Annotated in this window: 24 protein-coding genes and 1 pseudogene; 9 read left to right on the forward strand and 16 right to left on the reverse strand. The window is 74.9% G+C overall.

Annotation, left to right across the window (positions count from 1 at the left end):
* Window positions 1-135: 135 nt before the first annotated feature.
* The 8 genes from ACFY3U_RS22250 to ACFY3U_RS22285 form a co-directional block, all read right to left on the reverse strand.
* Complete coding sequence (locus tag ACFY3U_RS22250; RefSeq protein WP_387204794.1) at window positions 136-1,320, reverse strand: ABC transporter permease; 1,185 nt, start codon at window positions 1,318-1,320, stop codon at window positions 136-138.
* Complete coding sequence (locus ACFY3U_RS22255) at window positions 1,317-2,117, reverse strand: ABC transporter ATP-binding protein (RefSeq protein ID WP_387204797.1); 801 nt, start codon at window positions 2,115-2,117, stop codon at window positions 1,317-1,319. Before ACFY3U_RS22255 ends, ACFY3U_RS22250 begins: the two co-directional genes overlap by 4 nt.
* Entirely contained in the window at window positions 2,114-3,508 is a 1,395-nt protein-coding gene (locus ACFY3U_RS22260; RefSeq protein WP_387204800.1) for an efflux RND transporter periplasmic adaptor subunit, read from the reverse strand. Before ACFY3U_RS22260 ends, ACFY3U_RS22255 begins: the two co-directional genes overlap by 4 nt.
* Before the next feature lie 19 nt (window positions 3,509-3,527).
* Window positions 3,528-4,811, reverse strand: coding sequence for a hypothetical protein (locus ACFY3U_RS22265; protein WP_387204803.1), 1,284 nt, complete (start codon window positions 4,809-4,811; stop codon window positions 3,528-3,530).
* 152 nt (window positions 4,812-4,963) lie between these two features.
* Window positions 4,964-5,299 (reverse strand): YrdB family protein, encoded by a 336-nt coding sequence (locus ACFY3U_RS22270; protein WP_387204806.1) that lies wholly within the window; start codon window positions 5,297-5,299, stop codon window positions 4,964-4,966.
* Window positions 5,296-5,919, reverse strand: coding sequence for a TetR/AcrR family transcriptional regulator (locus ACFY3U_RS22275; RefSeq protein WP_387204809.1), 624 nt, complete (start codon window positions 5,917-5,919; stop codon window positions 5,296-5,298). The genes ACFY3U_RS22270 and ACFY3U_RS22275 overlap by 4 nt, the downstream gene beginning before the upstream one ends.
* Window positions 5,912-6,703 carry an alpha/beta fold hydrolase gene (locus ACFY3U_RS22280; protein WP_387204812.1) on the reverse strand — a complete coding sequence of 264 codons (792 nt, stop codon included), beginning with the start codon at window positions 6,701-6,703 and terminating at the stop codon, window positions 5,912-5,914. Before ACFY3U_RS22280 ends, ACFY3U_RS22275 begins: the two co-directional genes overlap by 8 nt.
* 40 nt (window positions 6,704-6,743) lie before the next feature.
* Complete coding sequence (locus ACFY3U_RS22285; protein ID WP_387204815.1) at window positions 6,744-7,664, reverse strand: proline dehydrogenase family protein; 921 nt, start codon at window positions 7,662-7,664, stop codon at window positions 6,744-6,746.
* A gap of 142 nt (window positions 7,665-7,806) precedes the next feature.
* Here ACFY3U_RS22285 and ACFY3U_RS22290 point away from each other — a divergent pair, with 142 nt between their 5' ends.
* From ACFY3U_RS22290 to ACFY3U_RS22300, 3 genes are read left to right on the forward strand one after another with little or no spacing between them, the layout of a single operon-like run.
* Window positions 7,807-8,076 (forward strand): hypothetical protein, encoded by a 270-nt coding sequence (locus ACFY3U_RS22290; RefSeq protein WP_387204818.1) that lies wholly within the window; start codon window positions 7,807-7,809, stop codon window positions 8,074-8,076.
* A gap of 1 nt (window position 8,077) precedes the next feature.
* Window positions 8,078-9,241 (forward strand): glutathionylspermidine synthase family protein, encoded by a 1,164-nt coding sequence (locus ACFY3U_RS22295; RefSeq protein ID WP_387204821.1) that lies wholly within the window; start codon window positions 8,078-8,080, stop codon window positions 9,239-9,241.
* A 22-nt stretch (window positions 9,242-9,263) separates the two neighbouring features.
* Window positions 9,264-9,833 carry a CGNR zinc finger domain-containing protein gene (locus tag ACFY3U_RS22300; RefSeq protein ID WP_387204824.1) on the forward strand — a complete coding sequence of 190 codons (570 nt, stop codon included), beginning with the start codon at window positions 9,264-9,266 and terminating at the stop codon, window positions 9,831-9,833.
* A gap of 40 nt (window positions 9,834-9,873) precedes the next feature.
* Here ACFY3U_RS22300 and ACFY3U_RS22305 read toward each other — a convergent pair whose 3' ends face one another.
* Window positions 9,874-10,680 (reverse strand): sugar phosphate isomerase/epimerase family protein, encoded by an 807-nt coding sequence (locus ACFY3U_RS22305; protein ID WP_387204827.1) that lies wholly within the window; start codon window positions 10,678-10,680, stop codon window positions 9,874-9,876.
* Between the two features lie 76 nt (window positions 10,681-10,756).
* Entirely contained in the window at window positions 10,757-11,701 is a 945-nt protein-coding gene (locus ACFY3U_RS22310) for a Ppx/GppA phosphatase family protein (RefSeq protein ID WP_387204830.1), read from the reverse strand.
* Window positions 11,702-11,773: 72 nt separating this feature from the next.
* Here ACFY3U_RS22310 and ACFY3U_RS22315 point away from each other — a divergent pair, with 72 nt between their 5' ends.
* Window positions 11,774-12,583 (forward strand): hypothetical protein, encoded by an 810-nt coding sequence (locus tag ACFY3U_RS22315; protein WP_387204833.1) that lies wholly within the window; start codon window positions 11,774-11,776, stop codon window positions 12,581-12,583.
* A gap of 31 nt (window positions 12,584-12,614) precedes the next feature.
* Here the strand turns inward: ACFY3U_RS22315 and ACFY3U_RS22320 are convergent, their stop codons facing one another.
* Together ACFY3U_RS22320 and ACFY3U_RS22325 are read right to left on the reverse strand one after the other, a co-directional pair.
* Window positions 12,615-13,298 carry a response regulator gene (locus ACFY3U_RS22320; protein WP_387204836.1) on the reverse strand — a complete coding sequence of 228 codons (684 nt, stop codon included), beginning with the start codon at window positions 13,296-13,298 and terminating at the stop codon, window positions 12,615-12,617.
* A gap of 24 nt (window positions 13,299-13,322) precedes the next feature.
* Complete coding sequence (locus ACFY3U_RS22325; RefSeq protein WP_387204874.1) at window positions 13,323-14,513, reverse strand: sensor histidine kinase; 1,191 nt, start codon at window positions 14,511-14,513, stop codon at window positions 13,323-13,325.
* A 313-nt stretch (window positions 14,514-14,826) separates the two neighbouring features.
* On the opposite strand from ACFY3U_RS22325, the gene phoU reads away from it, so the two are divergent.
* Window positions 14,827-15,480, forward strand: coding sequence for a phosphate signaling complex protein PhoU (gene phoU / locus ACFY3U_RS22330; RefSeq protein WP_387204839.1), 654 nt, complete (start codon window positions 14,827-14,829; stop codon window positions 15,478-15,480).
* 53 nt (window positions 15,481-15,533) lie between these two features.
* On the opposite strand, the gene ACFY3U_RS22335 is transcribed toward phoU, so the two are convergent.
* Window positions 15,534-16,301 (reverse strand): phosphoglyceromutase, encoded by a 768-nt coding sequence (locus tag ACFY3U_RS22335; protein ID WP_387204842.1) that lies wholly within the window; start codon window positions 16,299-16,301, stop codon window positions 15,534-15,536.
* 152 nt (window positions 16,302-16,453) lie between these two features.
* On the opposite strand from ACFY3U_RS22335, the gene ACFY3U_RS22340 reads away from it, so the two are divergent.
* The gene (locus ACFY3U_RS22340; protein WP_387204844.1) at window positions 16,454-17,776 is read left to right on the forward strand and encodes an MDR family MFS transporter; all 1,323 of its coding nucleotides are present in this window, start codon (window positions 16,454-16,456) and stop codon (window positions 17,774-17,776) included.
* 532 nt (window positions 17,777-18,308) lie between these two features.
* Here the strand turns inward: ACFY3U_RS22340 and ACFY3U_RS22345 are convergent.
* Window positions 18,309-18,680 (reverse strand): annotated as a pseudogene (locus ACFY3U_RS22345) (hypothetical protein); the annotation flags it as partial.
* Between ACFY3U_RS22345 and ACFY3U_RS22350 the strand changes: the two are divergent.
* Entirely contained in the window at window positions 18,625-19,539 is a 915-nt protein-coding gene (locus ACFY3U_RS22350) for a hypothetical protein (protein ID WP_387204877.1), read from the forward strand. The pseudogene ACFY3U_RS22345 and the gene ACFY3U_RS22350 overlap by 56 nt on opposite strands.
* Window positions 19,540-19,619: 80 nt before the next feature.
* Here the strand turns inward: ACFY3U_RS22350 and ACFY3U_RS22355 are convergent, their stop codons facing one another.
* A complete protein-coding gene (locus tag ACFY3U_RS22355) occupies window positions 19,620-20,135 on the reverse strand; it encodes a YbjN domain-containing protein (protein ID WP_387204847.1) in 516 nt (171 codons plus the stop codon).
* Between the two features lie 89 nt (window positions 20,136-20,224).
* The gene (mshA, locus tag ACFY3U_RS22360; protein ID WP_387204850.1) at window positions 20,225-21,589 is read right to left on the reverse strand and encodes a D-inositol-3-phosphate glycosyltransferase; all 1,365 of its coding nucleotides are present in this window, start codon (window positions 21,587-21,589) and stop codon (window positions 20,225-20,227) included.
* 182 nt (window positions 21,590-21,771) lie between these two features.
* Between mshA and ACFY3U_RS22365 the strand changes: the two genes are divergently transcribed.
* Together ACFY3U_RS22365 and ACFY3U_RS22370 are read left to right on the forward strand one after the other, a co-directional pair.
* Window positions 21,772-22,533, forward strand: coding sequence for an SDR family NAD(P)-dependent oxidoreductase (locus tag ACFY3U_RS22365; RefSeq protein WP_387204853.1), 762 nt, complete (start codon window positions 21,772-21,774; stop codon window positions 22,531-22,533).
* Window positions 22,534-22,617: 84 nt separating this feature from the next.
* Window positions 22,618-23,385, forward strand: a complete 768-nt coding sequence (locus ACFY3U_RS22370) for a class I SAM-dependent methyltransferase (RefSeq protein WP_387204856.1) — start codon at window positions 22,618-22,620, stop codon at window positions 23,383-23,385.
* Window positions 23,386-23,476: the final 91 nt, after the last annotated feature.

Raw genomic sequence — 23,476 nt, forward strand, 5'->3', positions numbered from 1 at the left:
TGACCGGCGCGATCCCTTCGGGCAACTCGATCCTCCCCGACGGGCCGTTCACCCGGTGGTGACCAGGCGTTTCATGCCCGCCCGCGCCGGCCGTCCCATTGCCGGGACCACGCGACAGGGCCTCGACGACGGGCGTCACTCGGCGCGCAGGGCGACCACCGGGTCGAGCCGGCCGGCCCGCTGCGCGGGCACCACGCCGAACACGATGCCGACCGCCGCCGACACCCCGAAGGCGAGCGCCAGCGACCACCAGGTGATCGCCGCCGGGATCGGGGAGAACGCGTCCACCAGCAGCGCGGCGCCCACCCCGAGGGCCATCCCGGCCAGCCCGCCGATCGCGGTGAGCAGCACCGCCTCCAGCAGGAACTGCACGCCGATGTCCCGGGGCCGGGCGCCGACCGCCTTGCGCAGGCCGATCTCCCGGGTCCGCTCGCGCACCGAGACCAGCATGATGTTGGAGACGCCGACCCCGCCGACCAGCAGGGAGATCCCGGCGATGGCGGCCAGCACGCCGGTGAGCACGCCGAGGATGTCGCCGAGCACGCCGAGGATCTGCTCCTGGGTGACCGCGCTGAACTCGGTGTCCGGATGCCGGCGGCCCAGCTCGGCGACGATCCGGTCGCCCAGCTCGCCGATCCGCTCCCGGTCGGGCGCCTTCACCGCGATGCCGTCCACCCGCTGGGTGCCCCACAGCCGCTGGGCGGCGGTGACCGGCACGTGCACCTCCTGGTCCCGGTCCACCCCGAGGCTCTGTCCCAGCGGCGCGAACACCCCGATCACCCGGAACCGGACGCCGGCCAGCGAGACCTGCTGGCCGAGTGGGTCCCGGTCGGGGAAGAGGGCGCGGGCCACCGACGCGCCGAGCACCGCGACCCGCCGGCTGGTGTCCACGTCCGCGCCGGTCAGGTAGCGGCCCCGGGCCAGCGAGCGGGTGAAGACCGCCGGGGTGGTCTCCAGCACCCCCTGCACGGTGGTGAAGTCGGACCGGTTGCCGGCCCGCGCGGTCGCCCCGGACGCCACCGTGACGGCGACCCGGGAGGGGTCGCCGACCACCCGGGACACCGCGTCCACGTCGCGCAGGGTCAGCGGCGACACCACCGGCGCGGTGCCCACCTCGATCTTCCCGGGTACGACCAGCAGGAGGTTGGACCCGAGCCCCTCGACCTGCCGCTCGACCTGCTGCTTGGTGCCGGTGCCGATGGCCACCAGCAGCACCACCGAGGCCACCCCGATGATCACGCCGAGCATGGTCAGCCCGCTGCGCATCCGGTTCGCCCGCAGCGCGTCCAGCGCCACCCGCCACGCCTCGGCCACCCTCACCGGTCACCCCCGCCCGCCGGCCGGTCCCCGTCCGTGCCGCCCGCCGGCCCGGCCAGGTCCGCGCCGCCCGGCGGCCGGTCCGCGTCCGGCGGGAGGTCGGCCGCGCTGTCGGCGACCACCACCCCGTCGCGCATGGTGATCCGGCGCCCGGCCCGGGCGGCCACCCCGGTGTCGTGGGTGACCATCACCAGCGCCACCCCGGACTCGGCGTTCAGCCGCTCCAGCAGGGCCAGCACCGCCTCGCCGGTGGCGCTGTCCAGGTTGCCGGTCGGCTCGTCGGCGAGCAGCACGGTCGGGTCGGTGACCAGCGCTCGGGCGATCGCCACCCGCTGCTGCTCGCCGCCGGACATCTGGTTCGGCCGGTGGCCCAGCCGGTGCCCCAGGCCCACCCGGCCCAGCATCGCCGCGGCCCGCTCCCGGCGCTGCCGGGCGCCCACCCCGCGGTAGACCAGCGGCAGCGCCACGTTCTCCACCGCCGACGTGCGCGGCAGCAGGTGGAACGCCTGGAAGACGAAGCCGATGGTCTCGTTGCGCAGGGTGGCCAGCTCCGGCGGGGTGAGCCGGGCGACGTCCCGGCCGCCGATCACCAGCCGGCCGCCGGTCGGCCGGTCCAGCCCGCCGAGCAGGTGCATCAGGGTGGACTTGCCGGAGCCGGACGGCCCGACCAGCGCCACGTGCTCACCGGCCCGGACGGTCAGCGACACCCCGCGCAGCGCGGCCACCGACACCCCGTCCAGCTGGTACGTCCGGGACACGTCGACCGCCTCGATCGCCGCCGGACCGGCCGGCCCGGTCACCGGACCTCCTGACCGGCGCGCACCTGGTCGGCGCCGCGCACCACCACCCGGTCACCGGCGCGTACCCCGTCGAGGATCTGGACGGCGTCGGCCCCCTGGACGCCGACGGTCACCGCCGCCCGGTCGGCCTTGCCGTCCCGGACCACCCAGACCGAGTCCCGGCCGTCGGCGGAGAAGACCGCGGAGGCGGGCACGGTGACCGCGTCGGCCGCCTCCCGGACCCGCAGGTGCACCACCGCGTTCATGCCCGGACGGGGGGTCGGGGCGCGCTCCCCCTCGCCCAGGGTGCCGGCGCCCAGGGTCAGCCGGACCCGGTAGCTCACCCCGCCCCGGGCCGAGCTGGACGGCAGCACGTCGACCGAGCGGACCCGGGTGGGGTAGCTCGCGCCGGTGACCGCGTCCAGCTCGACGGTGCCGGTCAGCCCGGACCGGACCAGCAGCACGTCGGTCTCGTCGACCTCGGCGAGCAGGCCGAGCGCGCCGGTGTCCACGATGGTCAGCACCGGGGTGCCGGCGGTGACCCGGCCGCCGGCCGGGATCGCGTCGTCCACCCCGGGAGGCGGGCCGGCGCGGGTCGGCCCGAGCGCGGACGGGTCGATCCCCGCCGGCAACTGCCCCCCGGCCGCGCCGAGCAGCCCGGTCAGGTCGGCCCCGCCCGCGGCCGGGGTGCCGCCCGGCTGCACCACGCCGGCGATCGGGGCGCGCAGGGTCAACGCGTCGACGGTCGCCCTGGCCAGGTCGTACGCCTGCCGGGCCTGGAGGCGTTGGGCGGCCGACAGCGCGCCGACGGCCGAGTTCAGCCCGGCCACCCCGCGCTGCACCGACCGGACCGCCTGGTCGGCGGTGCGCGCGGCGGCGGCGTACTGCTGCTGGGCGGTGCCGACCTGGGCCAGCAGGGCGTCCCGTACCGTCGGGTCGGCGATCCTGCCGGCGGCCGTGCGAGCCGCGTCGAACGCCTCGTCGGCGGCCTGGTCGGTGCCCCGCCGGCGGCCGGTCAGCTCGCCGGCGCCGACGCCCCGGCCGGCCCGCTCGGCGGCCCGCAGCGCGTCGCGGGCCTGGCGGAGCCGCTGCTGCGCGGTGGGCGAGGCGACCACGGCGAGCACCTGACCGGCGCGGACCCGCTGGCCGGGCGCGACCCGCAGGCTGGCCAGGGTGCCGTCGGCGGGGGCGGTCAGCGTGGCGGCGGCGCGGGCGGTCACGGTGGCCGGGGCGTCGATCACCTCGGCGACGGACGCCCGGCCCACGGTGGCCGCGGCGACCGGTGACTTCCGGTCACCGCAGGACGCGGCGGTGGTGGCGGTGAGGACGGCGACGGCGATCAGGGCGGTGAGCAGGCGGGGCCGCGGCGCTACCGGCAGCCGCGGCGAGTGGGGGCGGCGCACGCGCTCCATGCTACGAGCCGCGTCGATGTCACCGAGCGGCGGCGCGGACGTACCGGACGCAGTCGTCGTGCAGCGGGCCCCACGGGTCGCCGAAGACCTGCTCGGCGGCCTCCGGCACCGGCCGGCGCTCGTGCACCACCGCCCGGAAGAAGTCCAGCACCCGCTGCCGCCCGTACCGGTCCACCAGGTGCCGGACGGCCAGGTAGCCGACCCCGTACGCGGCACCGGCCCGGTCCGCCGGGTCGGCGCCGGTCGGGGCGAGCGTCTCCAGCCGGCCGTTCCAGCCGGGCAGCAGCGCCCGCACCTCGTCCAGCCCGTCGTAGCGGTTCACCGGCGCGTCGTCGGCGCCCGCGTACTCGGCCAGCCCCTCCACCAGCCACCAGGTCTGGCGCACCGAGTAGCCCCGGTCGGGCAGCGAGGCGGCGTGGGTCAGCTCGTGCCGCAGCAGGCTGCCGGGGCCCGCCGGGGGCAGCGCCTCGGCATTCAGCACCACCTCGTGCTGCCCGCCGCCGACGGTGACCGCGTACCCGGCCGTCCACTTCGGGCGACCGCCGCCGTACCAGCGACGCCACTCGGCCGGCCCGGCGTAGAAGATCCGGTAGTGGTCCGGCGGCGGGCCGGCCAGCGCGAACCGGTCGGCCACCCGGGCGGCCGCCTCCGCCTCGGCCAGCAGCCCGGGCAGCCGGCCGCGCAGGGCCGGCGTGGTGGCCACCATGGTCCGTGGCCCGACGGCGACCGCGAGGTCGCTGACCTCCCACGGTCGGGCGCCGGTCCGGGCCGAGCGGGACTCGTCCACGGCGAGCAGCACCGCGGCGTCACCGGTCACCCGCCAGCGGGTGCCGGCCGACACCGGGCTGGTCGGGCAGTCCGGCACCAGCAGGCAGTAGCGGAAGGTGACCGGCTGCCGCCACTCCCCCGGCCGGCCGGCGACCGGGGTGGCCGGGCCGGCCAGCTCGGCCCGCCAGACGGTGACCCGCAGCGCCCGCAGCGCGGCGTACCGGCGGGCGAGGGTCGGCTGGGCGGACCGGTCGGCGACGGCGAGGAACCCGGCCCGGTCCGCGCGGAGCAGGGCGGCGGCCTGCCGGTCGAGCTGCGCGGCCAGCCGGCCGGCGAGCCCGCCGGCGGGCGGCCCGTTCGCCGCCGGGCCGTCCGGCCCGGGGTCGTCGGTCACCGTCGCCAGGTCACCGGCCCGAAGGGCGACGCCGGCCACCAGCACCGCCGGCAGCGCGCAGCCCACCATCACCACGACCGCCGCGAGCACCAGCCACCGCGGCCAGCGCGGGCGCGATCGCGGTCCGTCCACGTCGGTCACCGGCGAAGGGTACGACCAACCGGGCGATCCCGGCCAGACCCACCCGCGCGTCGCCGGGCGCCGATCGCGTGGCGGCCCGGTCGACCCGGCTGCGCGCCCGCCCCGGTCGGGCGCCGGCCGGGCCGGCTCGTTCGGTGCGGCCGGCCGGGGGTTCAGGCCGGGTGGCCGCCCCGGGTCAGGGCGGCGCGGTCGGCGGCCCAGGCGACCACCAGCGCGACCCCGAGCAGCGGGTGACCGGCCAGCGCGAGCAGCGCACCGGCGAGCAGGAAGCAGCCGGCCTGGACGGCCAGCTTGGCGGCGGGCGCGAGCCGTACCCGGGCCCGGGGCGAGCAGAACACGCCCCAGACCACGGCGATCAGCGACGGCGCGCCGAGCCCGGCGAGCAGCCGGACGGCGAACCCGGCGTCGAGGGTGAACCCCCACCAGCCGGCCGCGGCGAGCATCGCCAGCTCCAGCAGGAAGGCGAGGGTGAGCAGTGCCCCCTTCATCGCGGGCTCCCGGGCGTGCCGGCGGGCTCCGCCGGCGTGGTCGCCGATCCACCCGGCTCGGGCCAGTTCCGCAGGGCGATGTCCAGGGCGGCGACGAGCTGGTCGAAGGACCGGTCGATCAGCCGGGGCATGCCGAAGCCGCCGGTCGCCTCCAGCGTCACGAACCCGTGCACCCCGCTGCGGAAGATCCGGGCCGCGTCGACGGCGTCGTCGCCGTCGAGGCCGTACCCGCGCAGGATCGCGTAGATCGCGTCGAGGGCCTTCCGCCCGGCCGCCACGTGGACCGGGTCGGTCGGGTCGGGCACCTGCTGGGCGGCCGGGTAGCGGCCGGGGTGCCGGCGGGCGTATCCCCGCCAGGCGGCGGCGACCGCGCGCAGCGCGTCCACCCCGGCCCGGCCGGCCGCCGCGGAGGTCATCTCGTCGGCCAGCTCGCCGACGGCCAGCGCGGCGAGCCGCTGGTGGAGCGCGTCCGCGCCCCGGACGTGCTTGTAGAGGCTGGGCAGCGCCACGCCGAGCCGGCTGGCCACCGCGGCCAGGGTCAGCTTGTCGTGGCCGACGTCGTCGGCCAGCCGGGCCGCCTCGCGGACCACGGCGTCGGGGGTGAGGCCGGCCCTAGGCACGGGAGGTCACCGCCAGGAACTCGACCAGCTGGGCGGCGGTCTCCGCCGGCCGGTCGGCGTGCGGATAGTGGCCGGAGTCGTCGATCATCCGGGCCTCGGCGGTGGCGAACTGCCGGCGGGCGGCCCGCGCCTCGGCCCCCGGGTCGGGGAAGTCCGGGTCCTTCGCGCCCATCAGCACCAGCACCGGCTGGTGGACGTCCCGGGCCCGGGCCGTCCAGTGCGGCTCGACCGGCTCGATCACCCCGCGTACGGCGTCCATCCGGCCGCGCAGCCCGCGCACCAGCTCGGCGCGGTACGCCGCGTCGTCGGCCGGCCGCCCGGCGGGGAAGAGGGTCTTGTGGAACATGCCGAACAGCCGGGGGCTGCGCAGCACGGCGGCCTGGGCGACCCGGATCAGCGGGTTCGGCTTCGGCCCGCTGACGAACGGGCCGATCTGCACCACGCCGTTGACCAGCTCGGGGGCGTCGGCGGCGGCGAACACCACCGCCGCCCCGCTGGACGAGCTGCCGACCAGGGTGGCCGGCCCGCCGAGGGTGCGGACCACCGCCAGCAGGTCGGCCCCCACCTCGGCCGGGGCGTACGACGGCCAGCGCGGGCTGGAGTCACCGTGCCCCCGCACGTCCACCGACGCCACCCGGTAGCCCGCCTCGACCAGCAGCGGGATCAGGTGCCGGAAGGCCCGCCGGTTCTCCCCCATGCCGTGGGAGAGGACCACCAGCGGGCCCTCGCCGTGCACCTCGTACGCGATGGCCCCGCCGTCCCGTGCCAGCTCGCTAACTGTCATAGCCCAAAAGCTAATGCCATTAGCCTGGCGGTGTCAAGGGCTACTTCTTCGACACCAGGGCGCGGCCGAAGAACATCAGGTTGGCCGGGCGCTCGGCCAGCCGGCGCATCAGGTAGCCGTACCAGTCCTCGCCGTACGGCAGGTAGGTGCGCACGGTGAAGCCGGCGCCGACCAGCCGGGCCTGCTCCTCGGGGCGGATGCCGTACAGCATCTGGAACTCGAAGCGGTCGGCGGCGCGGTCGAACCAGCGCGCCCGGTCCTCCCCGATCGCGATCAGCCGCGGGTCGTGGGTGGCCAGCATCGGGTAGCCGTCCCCGGCCATCAGCACGTTCAGGCAGCGCACGTACGACTTGTCGACCTCGCGGGCCGACTGGTACGCCACCGACTCCGGCTCCTTGTACGCGCCCTTGCACAGCCGCACCCGGGAACCGGCGGTGGCCAGCTCGCGGCAGTCCGACTCGGTCCGCCGCAGGTACGCCTGGAGCACCGCGCCGGTGGACGGGAAATCCTTGCGGAGCTTGGCCAGCACGTCCAGGGTCGAGTCGGTGGTGGTGTGGTCCTCCATGTCCAGGGTGACCGTGGTGCCCGCCGCGTCGGCCGCCGCGCAGATCGCCCGGGCGTTCTCGTACGCCAGCTGCTCGTCGAACATCTGGCCGAGGGCGGAAAGCTTCACGCTCACCTCGGCCGCCGGGGTCAGCCCGGCGGCGGAGAGCAGCCGCAGCAGTTTGAGGTACTCGTCCCGGACGGCGGTGGCCTGCTCCGGGGCGACGGTGTCCTCGCCGAGGTTGTCGAGGGTGACCTTGAGGCCGTCGGCGACGAGTTCGCGGGTCGCGCGCAACGCGTCGTCGGTGCCGGCGCCGGCGACGAACCGGCGGACGACGTCCCGGGTGTACGGGGCCGTCGAGACGAGCCGCTCGACCTGGGATGACCGGGACGCGGCGAGGATGACGGAACGGAGCATGAGCCGAGCGTAACGCCCGCCGCCGACGCCCCGCCGGGCGGCGGCCGGGTCCGTCGCAGGGGTCACGGAAGCGGTCCCAACCGCATCACGGGCACCGCCGGCAGGGCGACGGAGTTGGCCGCGATCCGCTACAAACGGTGCCGTGGAACGACACCCCCGTCGCCGGCTCCGGTCGGCCTCCGTGCAGCTGGGCACGCTCACCGCCCTGGCGCTCGCCCTCTCCGGCTGCAACCTGACCTCCGACGACGACGATGACGACTGCGCCCTCGGTCCGGTCGGCGGCGGCGGCACGGTCGCGCTGGCCGCGCTCGCGCCGGCCCCCACCGCCGGGCGCGCCGAGCCTGCCCCCGTGGCCGCCGCCCTGCCCGACCGGGGCGGCTTCGGCACCCACCTCGCCTCCTGCGGCGGCTGAGGTGCGCCGGGAGCCGGCCCGGCCGCGGCCGGGCTGGGACGCCACCATCCGCGAGCAGGGGCTGGTGTACGTCGACACCGAGCTGCCCGACGGCGAGATCATGTCGTACTGGGATGAGACCGCGGCCTACGCCTTCGACCTCGAGGAGGTGCTCCGGCTCGAGGAGGCGACCGAGGAGCTGCACCGGATGTCGGTGGCCGCGGCCCGGCACGTGGTGGCCCGCGGCCGGTACGCCGAGTTCGGCATCCCCGCCTGGGCGGCCGAGGCGGTCGCCCGGTCGCTGCGCGAGGCGCCGCCCACCCTCTACGGCCGCTTCGACCTCTGGTACGACGGCAGCTGGCCGCCGAAGTTGCTGGAGTACAACGCCGACACCCCGACCGCACTGGTCGAGGCGAGCATCGTCCAGTGGTACTGGCTGGAGGACACCCGGCCGGCGGCGGACCAGTGGAACAGCCTGCACGAGCGGCTGGTGGGCGCCTGGGCCAGGATCGGCGCCGGGCTGCACGACCCGCGGGTGCACGTGCTCTGGTCGAACGAGGAGGAGTCCGGCGAGGACCAGATCACCGCCGGCTACCTGGCCGAGACGGCCCGCCAGGCTGGGCTGGACGCGACGCTGATGCCGATCCAGCGGGTGGGCTGGGACGGCCGGCGCTTCGTCGACGCCGCGGACCGGCCGATCACCACCTGCTTCAAGCTCTACCCGTGGGAGTGGATGCTCGCCGAGCCGTACGGCCGGCCGGCGCTGGAACCGGGCACCCCGACCACCTGGATCGAGCCGGCCTGGAAGCTGCTGCTGTCGAACAAGGCGCTGCTGGCGGTGCTCTGGGAGCTGCACCCGGGCCACGAGCTGCTGCTCCCGGCGTACCTGGACTCGCCGCGCGGGATGCCGGAGTACGTGGCCAAGCCGCTGTTCGGCCGCGAGGGCGGCTCGGTGCGGATCGTCACCGGCGACACCGAGATCAGCAACCCGGGCAGCTACGGCGACGAGGGCTTCTGCTACCAGGAGTTCCGGGCGCTGCCCGCGTTCGCCGGCAACCGGACGGTGCTGGGCAGCTGGATCGTCGACGGCGAGTCGGCCGGGCTGGGGGTACGCGAGAGCGAGAGCCTCATCACGGACGGCTACGCGCGGTTCCTGCCGCACTACATCGACGCGCCACGCGCCTGAGGAGTCGTCTACCGTTGGTGTCGTGAACTTCGACGCGTACGCCCGGACCGGCGTCGACCTCGTCAACGCCCGGCTGGACGACCTCGACGACCTGCGGGCGATCTTCCCCGACGAGCAGGCCTGGATGCGCGACGAGGTCGCCGAGCGGGACCTGGTCACCTTCCGGCGGGCGCAGAAGCGCCTCCGGGACGTCTTCTCCTACGGCACCTCGGGGCGCGACGGCCAGGCCGTCGCCGAGCTGAACGCCCTGCTGGAGGCCTACCCGGTCCAGCCGCGAATCTCCGGGCACGACTCCAGCGACTGGCACATGCACGTGACCAGCCGAGGCGCCTCGGTCAGCGCGGAATACCTGGCCGGCGCGGTCTGGGGCCTGTCGGTCTGGCTCTGCGAGTACGGCAGCGCCCGGTTCGGCGTCTGCGCCGACGAGCGGTGCGGCAACGTCTACCTGGACACCTCGTCCAACTGCTGCCGCCGGTTCTGCTCGGAGCGCTGCGCCACCCGCTCGCACGTGGCCGCGCACCGGGCCCGCAAGCGCGCCGCCGTCGGCGAGCAGCTCGCGACCCCCGCCGACACCCTCACCGCGGCCGTCTGACCAGCACCCCTCGACGTCCGACCCGTCGCCCCGGCGCGGGTCAGGCGTCGATCGGGGAGGGGGCGGTGAGGTTGGCGCGGGCGAACTCCAGCGACTCCCGCAGGTCGGCCTCGCGGACCGCGCGGCTCTTCGCGCCCCGGGTGGTGACCTCCACCGCCACCGAGCCGGTGAAGCCGCGGCCGGCCAGCGAGCGGAGCAGCTCGGCGCAGGGCTGGCCGCCCCGCCCGGGCACCAGGTGCTCGTCCCGCCCCTCGCCGGTGCCGTCGCCGAGGTGCACGTGCGCCAGGTTGGCGCCCATCCGGTCGGCCATCTCCCGCGAGTCGATGTGCGACGCGGCGCAGTGCGACAGGTCGAGGGTGTAGGCGGCGTACCCGGTCTCGGTGGGATCCCAGCCCGGCACGTACGGGACGAACTGCCGGCCGGCCATCCGCACCGGGTACATGTTCTCCACCGCGAAGCGCACCCCGGCGAACCGCTCGGCGACCTCGTCCAGCCCCTCGGCGAAGTTCTTCGCGTAGTCCCGCTGCCAGGTGAAGGGCGGGTGCACCACGACGGTCGGCGCCTCCAACGTCTCGGCCAGCTCGCCGGCCCTGCGCAGCCGCTCCCACGGGTCGGGGCTCCACACCCGCTGGGTGACCAGCAGGCAGGGCGCGTGCACCGACAGCACCGGGACGCCGTAGTGCTCGGAGAGGCCGCGCAGCGCGCCGGCGTCCTGGCTGACCGCGTCGGTCCACACCATCACCTCGACCCCGTCGTAGCCGAGCGACGCGGCCAGCTGGAAGGCCGCCGCGGTCCGCTCAGGGAAGACCGAGGAACTGGACAGGAGCACCGGGACGCGGGAAGTCACACCCCCGAGGGTACCGGGGTTCACCGCGCAGGTTCAGGACGAGCATCCGCAAAAGACCCAGAACGGCCGGCGCGCGTCACATCGGCTCCAGCTGATCCAGCCGGCGCAGGATGACCCCCTCGCGCAGCGCCCAGGGGCAGATGTCCACCGCCGGCACGTCCAGCCGGCGCATCACCGCCTCGGCCACCACGGCCCCGGCGAGCAGCTGGTGCGCCCGCCCCGCGCTGACCCCCTCCAGCTCCACCAGCTTGGCCGGCGGGATGTGCCGGATGAAGCCGATCACCTGCCGCAGGCCGGCCCGGCTGAGGCTGCGCCGGGCCCACAACCCGGCCCCGGACGGCGCGGCGCCGGCCAGCCGGGCCAGGGTACGGAAGGTCTTCGAGGTGGCGACCGGGCGTTCCCAGCCCACCTCGGTGAGCCGCCCCACCACCGGTTCCAGCTTGGCGTCGACGTACTCCCCCAGCTCCTCGACCGCCCCGGCGGAGGGCGGCTCGAGACCGTCCGGGTCCACCCGGAGCCGCTCCCGGCTCAGCCGGCCGGCGCCCAGCGGCAGCGAGATCGCCACGTCCGGGTCCTCGTCGATGCCGGCGGCCAGCTCCAGCGAGCCACCGCCGATGTCCATCGCCAGCAGCCGCCCGGCCGACCAACCGAACCAGCGCCGGACCGCCAGGAAGGTCATCCGCGCCTCGTCCGCGCCGGAGAGCACCTCCAGGCGTACGCCGGTCTCGTCGCGGACCCGGGCCAGCACCTCGGCGCCGTTGGTGGCGTCGCGGACCGCGGAGGTGGCGAAGGCCAGCAGGTCATCGGCGGCCAGCCCGGCGGCCGCCGAGCGGGCCATCCCGACGGCCTTGACCAGGTCGTCGGCGCCCTGGTCGGTGAGCGCGCCGTCCGGCCCGATCTGCTCGGCCAGCCGGAGCACCACCTTCTCCGAGTGCGCCGGCCAGGGGTGGGCACCGTGGTGGGCGTCGACCACCAGGAGATGCACCGTGTTGGAACCGACGTCGAGGACACCCAGTCGCATCCCCCGACCCTATGGCCAACTCGTTTCCGCGGCTCGCCGGCCCGCGGAGGTCACCGCGCGTACGCTGGTCCGGTGACGAGCCAGGTGGAATTGCACGTGCTGGTGGACGACCCGGACGACCCGCGCAGCCGGGAGGTGGCGCTGGACTTCCCCCGGGAGTGGATCGAGTTCCTCGACCCGGCCGACGAGAAGCACCTGGTCCGCGCCGACCTGACCTGGCTGCTGTCCCGCTGGACGTGCATCTTCGGCAAGGGCTGCCACGGCATCGTCGCCGGCCGGGCCGCCGACGGCTGCTGCTCGCACGGCGCGTTCTTCACTGACGCGGACGACGAGAAGCGGGTCCGCGCCGCGGTGAAGCGACTCTCGCCGCAGACCTGGCAGCACTTCCGCCGTGGCTTCAAGAACTGGACCGAGACCGACACCATCGACGGCAAGAACCCGGCCCGGCGCACCGCCACCCAGGGGCCGGAGGCGCCGTGCGTCTTCCTCAACGACGCCGACTTCCCCGCCGGTGGCGGCTGCGCGCTGCACGCCCAGGCGCTGCGCGACGGGGTACACCCGCTGGAGTACAAGCCGGACGTCTGCTGGCAGCTGCCGATCCGCCGGGACCAGGAGTGGTCCAAGCGGCCGGACAACACCAAGGTGCTGGTCTCCACGCTGAGCGAGTTCGACCGGCGGGGCTGGGGCGCCGGCGGGCACGACCTGGACTGGTGGTGCACCTCGTCCACCGACGCGCACGTCGGCGCCGACCCGATGTACGTCTCGTACGGGCCGGAGCTGACCGCGCTGATCGGCGCACCGGCGTACGCGAGGCTGGCCGAGCTGTGCGCGGCCCGGCTGCGTCAGGGCCAGATCGCCCCGCACCCGGCCAGCGAGGTCTGACCCCGCCGCGCGGCCGGATCCGGCCTACGGCCTACGGCTCGAACTTGTAGCCCAAGCCCCGCACGGTGACGATGAACCGCGGCGCGGACGGCTCCGGCTCGATCTTGGAGCGCAGCCGCTTGACGTGCACGTCGAGGGTCTTGGTGTCACCGACGTAGTCGGCGCCCCAGACCCGGTCGATCAGCTGACCCCGGGTGAGCACCCGACCGGCGTTGCGCAGCAGCAGCTCGAGCAGCTCGAACTCCTTCAGCGGCAGCTGGACGGCGCCGCCGTCGACGGTCACCACGTGCCGCTCGATGTCCATCCGGACCGGGCCGGCGGCCAGCGTGGGGGCACCGGACTCGGTGACCTCCGGGCTCTGCCGGCGCAGCACCGCCCGGATCCGGGCGACCAGCTCACGCGGCGAGTACGGCTTGGTGACGTAGTCGTCGGCGCCGATCTCCAGGCCGACCACCTTGTCGATCTCGCTGTCCCGCGCGGTGACCATGATGATCGGCACCTGCGAGCGCTGCCGCAGCTGCCGGCAGACCTCGGTGCCGGACATCTCCGGAAGCATCAGGTCGAGCAGCACGATGTCCGCGCCGGTCCGATCGAACTCGGTCAGGGCGGAGGTGCCCGTCGCGGCGACGGAAACCTCGAAACCCTCCTTGCGGAGCATGTACGACAGGGCGTCGGAGAACGACTCCTCGTCCTCGACCACCAGAACGCGGCTCAACGGGTGCTTCCTTTCCTAACGCGGTCAGACCTGCCGGAGCTCGGCCGGGCCGGCCTCGATTCCAGCGGACGGCAGAATCGTCTCCAGGTCGTCCGGAGGGCGGGCGGGTAGCCGGAGAGTGAACGTCGAGCCCCCTCCAAGAGTGCTCGACACCTCCACCCGACCGCCATGGTTGCTGGCGATGTGTTTGACGATGGCCAGGCCGAGGCCGGTGCCACCGGTGGCGCGGGAGCGGGCCTGGTCGGCCCGGTAGAACCGTTCGAAGACCCGGTCGACCTCGTTCGGCGCGATGCCGATGCCCTGGTCGGCGACCGAGATCTGCACGTGCTCGTCGTCGGCCCGGGTGGTGACCCGGACCGTGGTGTCCTCGCCGGAGTAGTTGATGGCATTCTCCACCAGGTTGGCCACGGCGGTCGCGAGCTGGCTGTCGCTGCCGTACGCGGTCAGCCCCTTCTCGCCCTCGGTGACCACCTGGATCCGCCGGGCGGTGGCCGACGTGCGGGTGCGGTCGAGCACCTCGGCGATCACCCAGTCCACCGCGACCGGCTCCGGCGCCGGCTGCGGCTCGGCGCCCTGCAGCCGGGTCAGCTCCAGCAGCTCCTGCACCAGCCGGCCCAACCGGGTCGACTCGTGCTGGATCCGCTCGGCGAAGCGGCGGGCGGCGACCAGGTCCTCGGAGAGGTCGGGCGCGTCCTCGCCGGCCGGTTCGGTGGCGTCCAACAGCGCCTCGGCCAGCAGTTGCAGCGCGCCGATCGGGGTCTTCAGCTCGTGGCTGACATTCGCCACGAAGTCCCGCCGCACCCGGGCCAGCCGGTGCGACTCGGTGACGTCGGCCGCCTCCACCGAGATGAAGCCGGCGCCCAGCCCCATCGCCCGCAGGTGCACGCCGAGCGGGTTCTCCCCGGCGTTGTCCCGGCCCCGGGGCAGGTCGAGCTCGATCTCCCGGCGCACGCCGGTGCGCCGGACCTGGCCGGCCAGGGTGCGGATCAGTGGGTGCGCCGCGATGGAGCCGGGCGCGGCCCCGGTGCGCAGCAGGCCCATGGCGCGGGCCGCCGGGTTCACCAGGACGGGCTCGTCGTTCGGGTCCAGGACCACCACGCCGGCGCGCAGCGAGTCGATCGTCTTGCGGCCGAGCCCGGAGAGCCCGCCCTGCTGGTCGTCCGGAATCGCGAGCCTCCCCATGCTCGTGCGGGAGTCGCCGCTCCCCGGTGGCACCCCGCGGCGCCCGCGCGATCCGGCGGACCGCGACAGCAGCAACCCGGCGACCAGCCCGGTCACCAGTGCCACGGCCACCACGACCGCCACCGCCCATTCCACCCGGCGATCGTAGGGTCATTGTTAACCTGACCAACGCCCATAGCGGGACGAACCACTCTCGCTTTCAGGAAAGTTCACTGCCGGGCCCCGCGTCGTTCACCCTGGTTCACCGGGGGTCCGCGCCCTGCGCCTACCGTGGGTCGCGCACCTGCTCAGCGGGCCCCCCGGCGGACATTCCGCCCGGCGGCGCCTCCGACCCCAGGAAGTGACGATGCGCGAAGAGTTCCGGGCCGACCTGCAGATTGTCAGCCAGCTGCTGGTGGACATGGCGGAGGGGGTGCGCGCCGCGATGCGCCAGGCCACCCGCGGGCTGCTCACCGCCGACCGTGAGGCGTCCGAGGCCGTGATCGCCCGGGACGCCGAGATCGACGACCTCTACCGGCACGTCGAGGAGCGGGTCTGCGACCTGCTCGCCCGGCAGGCGCCGGTCGCCTCCGACCTGCGTGCCATGATCACCGCCCTGCACGTCGCCGCCGACCTGGAGCGGATGGGCGACCTCGCCGACCACGTGGCCAAGACGGCGCTGCGCCGGCACCCGTCCCCGGCCGTGCCGGCCGAGCTGCGGCAGGTCTTCAACGACATGGCCGCGGTGGCCGACCGGATGGGCGAGAAGATCGGCCACGTGCTGGCCAAGCCCGACGCCGACATCGCCGCCGAGCTGGACGGCGACGACGACGCGATGGACGAGCTGCACAAGAGCCTGTTCGCCGTGCTGCTGCGCGACGACTGGCCGTACGGGGTGGAGACCGCGATCGACGCCACCCTGCTCGGCCGCTTCTACGAGCGGTTCGCCGACCACGCGGTGAACGCCGGCGAGCATGTGGTCTACCTGATCACCGGCCAGTCCTCGGCCTCGGCGAGCTGACCCGCACCTGACGAAGGCCCCCGGTGAACCCGGGGGCCTTCGTCGTAGGAGCGTCAGCGGCCCTGGTTGGCGACCGCGGCGGCGGCCTCCTTGGCGGCGGCCGGGTCGAGATACGTCCCACCCAGGACCTGCGGGCGCAGCTGCGGGTCGAGGTCGTAGCGCAGCGGGATCCCGGTGGGGATGTTCAGCTTGGCGATCGCCTCGTCGGAGATCTGGTCGAGGTGCTTGACCAGGGCGCGCAGCGAGTTGCCGTGCGCGGCCACCAGCACCGTCCGGCCGGCCAGCACGTCCGGGACGATCGAGTCGTACCAGTAGGGCAGCATCCGCTGCACGACGTCCTTCAGGCACTCGGTGCGGGGCATCAGCTCGGTCGGCAGCAGCGCGTAGCGCGGGTCACCGACCTGCGAGAACTCGTCGTCGTCGGCGATCGGCGGCGGCGGGGTGTCGTACGAGCGGCGCCAGAGCATGAACTGCTCCTCGCCGTACTCGTCCAGGGTCTGCTTCTTGTTCTTGCCCTGCAGGGCGCCGTAGTGCCGCTCGTTGAGCCGCCACGACCGGCGCACCGCGATCCAGTGCCGGTCGGCGGCGTTCAGCGCCAGCTCGGCGGTGCGGATGGCCCGGCGCATCACGCTGGTGTGCACCACGTCGGGCAGCAGGCCGTGCTCGCGCATCAGCTCGCCGCCGCGCCGCGCCTCCGCCTCACCCTTGGCGGTCAGGTCGACGTCCACCCAGCCGGTGAAGAGGTTCTTCGCGTTCCAGTCGCTCTCGCCGTGCCGCAGCAGGACCAGCGTCCCGACGGTCGGCCGCTCGCTCGCAGTCATGCCGATCATCCTGCCGCACCCCGGTGCGGGACACGCGGGCAGTGCCGGTGACGACCACCACGTGGAAAAGCGGATGACCGGCATTCCGGGGCGGCACTAGGTTGTAAGGCGCTACAAGGATAGCGGTCATTACGGGGAGCGTGGACGGCGGAATGCGCACGATGCGGGGTTGGTTCCGGGACACCACCGGCGGTCTGCCGAGCACCTTCTGGTACCTCTGGACCGGCACCCTGATCAACCGGCTCGGCTCGTTCGTGCTGATCTTCCTGGCCATCTACCTGACCCGGGAACGCGGCTTCTCGCCCGCCCAGGCCGGCCTGGTGCTCGGCCTGTGGGGCGTCGGCGGGGCGATCGGCACCACCATCGGCGGCACGCTCACCGACCGCTGGGGTCGGCGGCCCACCCTGCTCACCGCGCACCTCGGCGCGGCCACCATGATGCTCGCCCTCGGCCTGGCCCGGGGGCTGCCGATGATCGCCGCGGGAGCGCTGCTGCTCGGCCTGTTCGCCGAGGCCGCCCGGCCGGCGTTCGGCGCGATGATGATCGACGTGGTGCCGGCGAAGGACCGGCTGCGCGCCTTCTCGCTGAACTACTGGGCGATCAACCTGGGCTTCGCCTGCGCCGCGGCGCTCGCCGGCTTCGCCGCGCACGCCGGCTACCTGCTGCTGTTCGTCGTCGACGCGGCCACCACGGTGGTCACCGCACTGATCATCTTCACCCGGGTCCGGGAGACCCGGCGAGCGCCGACGCCGACCCAGCGTGCCGGCACCTCGCCCGGCGCGCTGCGGACCATCCTCTCCGACCGGGTCTTCCTCGGCTTCGTGGCGCTGAACCTGTTCGGCGCGCTGGTCTTCCTGCAGCACCTCTCGATGCTGCCGATCGCGATGGTCGACTCCGGGCTGAGCCCGGCCACCTACGGCTCGGTGATCGCCCTCAACGGCCTGCTCATCGCCGCCGGGCAGCTCTTCGTCCCCCGGCTGATCCGGGGGCGCAGCCGCTCGCACGTGCTCGCCCTGGCCTCGGTGGTGATGGGCGTCGGCTTCGGGTTGACCGCGCTCGCCGACGTCGCCTGGTTCTACGGGCTGACCGTGCTGATCTGGACGCTCGGCGAGATGCTCAACTCGCCGTCCAACGCCACCCTGATCGCGGAGCTCTCCCCCGCCGAGCTGCGCGGCCGCTACCAGGGCGTCTTCTCGCTCTCCTGGCAGGTCGCCGGGGCGGTCGGCCCGCTCCTCGGCGGCCTGGTGCGCGAGCAGGCCGGGAACACCGCGCTCTGGCTGGGATGCGCCGGGATCGGCGCGGTGATGGCGGTCGCCCACCTGGTCTCCGGCCCGGCCCGCGAGCGCCGCGCCGCGCAGCTGCGCCCGCCGGCCGAGCCGGTCACGCCGGTCACCGCCGTCCGGGCGCCGGCTCCGGAGGCGGCCGAGGCCGCGGCCACGGCACCCGCCGAGCCCGTTCCGGCCCGCAATTCCTGAGGTACGCGGACAGCCCACCCGCCGTGGGCGGTGCGGCCGCCCAGCGTGGACCGCGCCCGCGCCGGCGGCCGCCCGCTGAGCCGGTGCGGCGGTCGCTCCCGGTGGGCCGGCCGCCGACCACCGAGAGGCGTCGGGATCGGCGGGGCCGGGGCGGCCCTGAGAAACGGCGAAAGCGCCCGCCTCGACCCGTGGGTCGTGGTGGGCGCTCGCACCGCTTGCCCGGCGGCGGCGGGCGACACTCACCCCCGTAAGCGTCGCCCGCTCGCGCCGCCGGTTCCACGGGTGGCACCGTCCCCCAACGGTGGGATCCACCCGTTTCGTGCGCCTCGCTCGTGCACGGATCTGATCGATCCGCCGCTCCCCCGAACGGTAACGAGCGTGGCGCGGTGCAATAAAGCTAGTTCGCGCGGATTCCGGATTCAACCCGGTTCCGTGTCTCGCCGGTCACAGCACGGATCGTCCCGTTCCGCCCTGCTTCCGGTTCCGGTTGGTGCCAACACGCGGCTACCCGGCAGCAATTCCCGTAAACGCGTCAGCCGTCCTCACGATCGGGTGACTCGGTCCGGAAGAAGTTGCTCGGCCGGCCGTCGCGCAACTGCTCCTGATAGATGAGATTCAGCCGCCGCGAGTCGAATGTCCGGAACCATTCCTCCCAGCTGACCACCCGCACCCGGCCGCTCTCCCGGTAACCGGGAATCTCGAAGGTGAGCACCCCCGGCCGGCCGTCGCGCTCGGTGCCGGCGATGGTGGCCGGCTGCGCCTTGCGGGCCCGGGCCCAAGCCCGGATCACGTCGTGGTCGATCGTCACCAGGCTCCGACCGGGCCGCTCCGGGCGGTCGTCCGGCGACGTGATCACCTGGGCGGAGAGCACCGAACGGGAGGTCGCCTTCCCGGTGCGTACGCCGGCGCGCGTCGACCGGGCGCCCGAACGCGGCACCATCTCACCCATCGGCATGGCCGCGACGGGCGAGCCGGCGGCCCGGACCCGCGCCGTCGCGCCGGCCGCGGACGGTGTGGCGGCCCGGGACGGGGTGGCCCTGGCCGTTGACGAGCGCGCCTTCGACGGCGTCACCCTGGCCCGCGACGGCGCGGCCTTCGACCTTGCGGGAGCCGCCTTGGCCCGCGACGGAGCCGCCTTCGCCGGCGTTGCCTTCGCCCGCGACGGCGCGGCCTTCGCCCGCGACGGCGCGGCCTTGGCCCGCGACGGGCCCGCCTTGGACGGCGCGGCCTTCGCCCGGGACGGCGTCGCCTTGGCGCGCGACGCGGACGCCTTCGACGGCGCGGCCTTCGCCCTGGACGGCGTCGCCTTGGCGCGTGACGCCGCGGCCTTGGACGGCGTCGCCTTGGCCCGCGAAGGCGCCGCCTTGCGGGGTGGGGTGGCCTTGCGGGCCGGGGCCGGCGCCGCCTTCGCCCGGGCGGAGGTGGCCGTGCGGCCACCCGCCCTGGCGGCGGCGGTCTTCTTACTCGCCGGGCTCTTCTTCGCGGCGGTCTTCCTGGTGCTGGCCGCCCGACCGGCGGGCCCGGTGCTGCGCCGCCCGGCACCGCCGCGGCCCTCCGACCGCAGGGTCCGGGCCAGCGTCTTCACCAGCTCCGGCTTGCGCAGGGTGGAGATCCCACTGACCCCCCGCCGGCGTAGCTGGCCGCGGATGTCGTCCGCTTTCATCTGGGAGATGTCCGATTCGGAGATCCCCGGGGTGTTCGGCGTCTGGTTGCCCGCTCTGGTCCTGGTCGCGGTTCCGCCGCGACCCGAGCTGCTCCGCTGAGCCATCGCACGCTCCTCGACAGTCCGTCTCGGCCTGCGGCGGGTCCCAAACTGCCACGCCGCAGCGGTGCGGCTTACCCGTCAGGACCGGTCCGAACCTCCGGTGGAGGGCTCGAAGAGGTGTGCGAACGCGGCGAGGTTGGCGGTGGACTCCCCACGCTTGACCCGCCACTCCCACTCACGCCGGATGGAGCTGCCGAAGCCGATCTCCAGCATGGTGTCGAAGGACTCGTCCGAGTAGGTGAGCACCGCGCCGAGCAGCCGGTCCAGCTCCTCTGCGTCCACGCCGGCGGGGTTGACCCGGCCGGTCAGGTAGACGTCGCCGACGGCGTCGATGGAGAACGACACGCCGTACATCCGGGCGTTGCGCTGCAACAGCCAGGCCCACAGCTCCTCGCGCCGCTCGTCGGGCTGGCGCATCACGAACGCCTCGACCCGCAGCGCGTGCTCCCCGACGATCAGGTTGCAGATGGTCTTGAGCTTGTGCGTGCCGGGCAGGGTGACCGCGTACGACCCGTCGCCGGTCGACTCCCACTCCAGCTCCCGCTCGGTCAGCACGGACTCGATCAGGGCGGGCAGGTCGCTCTGGGCGCTCATCGCACCCACTTTACGGGCGGCCCGCCCCGGCCACCGGACGGCGGGCCGTGGCCCCGATCACCCCGGGGCGACCGCCGCGCCGGCGGGGATCACCAGGAGCAGCTGAGCGCCGGATCGCCGGCGAGCTGCGCCGCCAACCGGCCACGGTGCTCGGCGATCGCCTCGCCGTACACCGCGAGCAGCCCCGACACGGTGCGCTGCCAGGAGAAGTTGCGGGCGTGCCGGGCCGCGCCGCGAGCCAGCTCGGCCCGGCGTACCCGATCCGGCAGCAGGGCGCCGAGGGCACCGGCCCAGTCGACCGGGTCATGCCCGTCCACCAGCAGCCCGCTCACCCCGTCCCGGACCGCGCGGACCAGGCCGCCCACGGCCGCGGCCACCACCGGCGTGCCACAGGCCTGCGCCTCCAGGGCGACCAGGCCGAAGGACTCGTTGTACGACGGCACCGCCACCAGGTCCGCCGCCCGGTAGAGGTCCGGCAGCCCGTCACCGGTCTGCGGCGGCAGGAAGCGGACCCGGTCGGCGACGCCGAGCGAGCCGGCCAGCTCGATCAGTGAGGTGGGGCGGTCCAGCCCGCTGCCGCTCGGGCCACCGCAGATCACCACGGTCAGCTCGGCGGCGAGGTCGGGATCCCGGTCCCGCAGCGCGGCCACCGCACGGATCAGCACGTCGGGCGCCTTGAGCGGCTGGATCCGCCCGACGAAGGCCACCACGTACCCGGTGGCGGGCAGGCCCAGCCGGCGGCGGGCGGCGACGGTCGCCGCGGCCCGGTCCCCGGTGGCCGGGCGGAACCGGTCCAGGTCCACGCCGGGCTCGACCACGGAGACCCGGGCCGGGTCGGCGCCGTACCGGCCGACCAGGTCGGCGGCCTCGATCCGGGTGTTGGCGACCAGCCGGTCGGCCTCGGCGACCACCTGCTCCTCGCCGATCACCCGGGCCTTCGGCTCCGGCCGGTCACCGGCGGCGAGCTGGGCGTTCTTGACCTTGGCCAGGGTGTGCGCGGTGTGCACCAGCGGCACCCCCCAGCGCTCCTTGGCCAGCCAGCCGACCTGGCCGGAGAGCCAGTAGTGCGAGTGGATCAGGTCGTAGTGGCCGGGCGGGCGGGCCGCCTCGGCGCGCAGCACCCCGGCTGTGAAGGCGCAGAGCTGGCCGGGCAGTTCCTCCTTGGTCAACCCCTCCAGCGGGCCGGAGGTGATGTGCCGGACGTGCACTCCGGGCGCCATCTCGACCACCGGGGGCAGGTCGCCGGAGGTGGCCCGGGTGAAGATCTCCACCTCGACGTCGGCCTCGGCCAGCCGGCGGGCCACCTCGAGGATGTAGACGTTCATCCCGCCCGCGTCGCCGGTGCCCGGCTGGTGCAGCGGTGAGGTGTGCACGGACAGGGTCGCGATTCGTCGGGGCCGGGGCCACGGCCGCGCACCCCGCTGCCGACCGACGCCGGTGTGCAATTCCGCCACGTCCGCTCCCTCTGTCACGGTTGTGTTGCCGTCCGCACTACCGGCGCTTCTCGGTCAACCTGCGCGCCGGGTGTCATCTTCCCCATCGGGCTTCGGAAATGCGTTGCCGCGGGGGCCCGGGGTGACGGACCTCATCGGCCGCCCGTCGGCGCGGGCCGGTCGGCGCGGGGGACAATGTCCGGATGACCTCCGTCGCGATCGTCACCGGGGCGTCCAGCGGGATCGGCGCGGCCACCGCCCGCCGGCTGGCCGCCGAGGGCTTCCACGTGCTGGCCGCCGCCCGCCGCGCCGACCGGCTGGCCGGCCTGGTCGCCGAGATCGAGGCGGCCGGCGGGGCGGCCACCGCGGTCACCTGCGACGTCACCTCGGACGAGTCGGTGGCCGGGCTGGCCGCCGCGGCGGCCGGGGCGCCGGGGCCGGTCACCCTGCTGGTGAACAACGCCGGCGGCGCGCGCGGGCTGGACCCGGTGGAGTCCGGCTCGGTGGCCGACTGGCAGTGGATGTACGACGTCAACGTGCTGGGCACGCTCCGGGTCACCCAGGCGCTGCTGCCCGCGCTGGAGGCGTCCGGCGCCGGCACGATCGTGGTCGTCTCGTCCACCGCCGGCTTCACGGTGTACGAGGGCGGCGGCGGCTACACGGCGGCCAAGCACGCGCAGACCGCGATCGCCGGCACGCTACGGCTGGAGCTGTCCGGCCGACCGGTCCGGGTGATCGAGATCGACCCCGGCATGGTGAAGACCGACGAGTTCGGCCTGGTCCGGTTCGGCGGTGACGCCGACAAGGCCGCCGCCACCTACGCCGGGGTGCCCGAGCCGCTGGTCGCCGAGGACGTGGCGGACTGCGTCGCCTGGTGCGCGACCCGCCCGCAGCACGTCAACGTGGACCGCCTGGTGGTCCGCCCGCTGGCCCAGGCCGCCCAGCACAAGGTGCACCGGGTCTGAGGGGCGCGAGGTCGGTGGCGCCGGTGAAGCGCGAGGAGTGAGCCGGTTCTGCGAGCCCCGCAGTCGCGAACGTTGGAGGCGCCGGTGAAGCCGCTGGGTGTGGTCACCCGGGGGACGACCAACCCGAACCGGCTCCGCCGGGTGGACAACTGGATCGTCGCGCACTGCGGCGACCGGTTACGGGCTGCGGCCGACCCGCTGGTGGTCGACCTCGGCTACGGCGCCACCCCGGTCACCGCCGTGGAGCTGCGCGCCCGATTGGCCGCCGGGGTCCGCCCCGACGTCCGGGTGGTCGGGCTGGAGATCGATCCGGTACGCGTCGCCGCCGCCCAGCCGGCCGCCGATCCGCCGGGGTTGACCTTCGCCCGGGGCGGCTTCGAGCTGGCCGGGCTGCGTCCCACCCTGGTCCGCGCGTTCAACGTGCTGCGCCAGTACGACGAGACCGAGGTGCCCGCCGCCTGGCGGACGATCACTGACCGGTTGGCGCCCGGTGGCGTACTGGTCGAGGGCACCTGTGACGAGCTGGGCCGGCTCGGCGCCTGGGTGCTGGTCGACGCGGACGGCCCGCGCACGCTGACCCTGGCCGCCCGGCTGACCACCCTGGAGCGCCCGGCCCAGCTCGCCGAGCGGCTGCCGAAGTCGCTGATCCACCGCAACGTTCCCGGCGAGCGAATCCACGACCTGCTGACCGCCCTGGACGACGCCTGGCAGGCCGCCGCCGGCTACGCCCCCTTCGGCCCCCGCCACCGCTGGGTCCGGGCGGTGCAGACCATCAACGACTCCGGCTGGCCCATCCAAGGCCGCCCCCACCACTGGCGCCAAGGCCACCTGACCCTCCCCTACCCCCACTAACAGTGAGGATGTGCGAGAGGGTCCTCCCGGTCCGGTCTGACCCGCCCCCTAACTGACTTCGGGTCTTGAACGGGATCTGTCGACCGTGGCC

The organism is Micromonospora sp. NPDC000089, assembly GCF_042899365.1.
Taxonomy (GTDB): Bacteria; Actinomycetota; Actinomycetes; order Mycobacteriales; family Micromonosporaceae; genus Micromonospora.

Bases quoted from the DNA above. Each gene is read 5' to 3' on its own strand.
- ACFY3U_RS22280 (WP_387204812.1), bottom strand. From the start codon at position 6,703: ATGACAGTTAGCGAGCTGGCACGGGACGGCGGGGCCATCGCGTACGAG.
- phoU (WP_387204839.1), top strand. From the start codon at position 14,827: ATGCGCGAAGAGTTCCGGGCCGACCTGCAGATTGTCAGCCAGCTGCTG.
- ACFY3U_RS22365 (WP_387204853.1), top strand. From the start codon at position 21,772: ATGACCTCCGTCGCGATCGTCACCGGGGCGTCCAGCGGGATCGGCGCG.
- ACFY3U_RS22355 (WP_387204847.1), bottom strand. From the start codon at position 20,135: ATGAGCGCCCAGAGCGACCTGCCCGCCCTGATCGAGTCCGTGCTGACC.
- ACFY3U_RS22285 (WP_387204815.1), bottom strand. From the start codon at position 7,664: ATGCTCCGTTCCGTCATCCTCGCCGCGTCCCGGTCATCCCAGGTCGAG.
- ACFY3U_RS22340 (WP_387204844.1), top strand. From the start codon at position 16,454: ATGCGCACGATGCGGGGTTGGTTCCGGGACACCACCGGCGGTCTGCCG.
- ACFY3U_RS22260 (WP_387204800.1), bottom strand. From the start codon at position 3,508: ATGGAGCGCGTGCGCCGCCCCCACTCGCCGCGGCTGCCGGTAGCGCCG.
- ACFY3U_RS22310 (WP_387204830.1), bottom strand. From the start codon at position 11,701: ATGCGACTGGGTGTCCTCGACGTCGGTTCCAACACGGTGCATCTCCTG.
- ACFY3U_RS22270 (WP_387204806.1), bottom strand. From the start codon at position 5,299: ATGAAGGGGGCACTGCTCACCCTCGCCTTCCTGCTGGAGCTGGCGATG.
- ACFY3U_RS22335 (WP_387204842.1), bottom strand. From the start codon at position 16,301: ATGACTGCGAGCGAGCGGCCGACCGTCGGGACGCTGGTCCTGCTGCGG.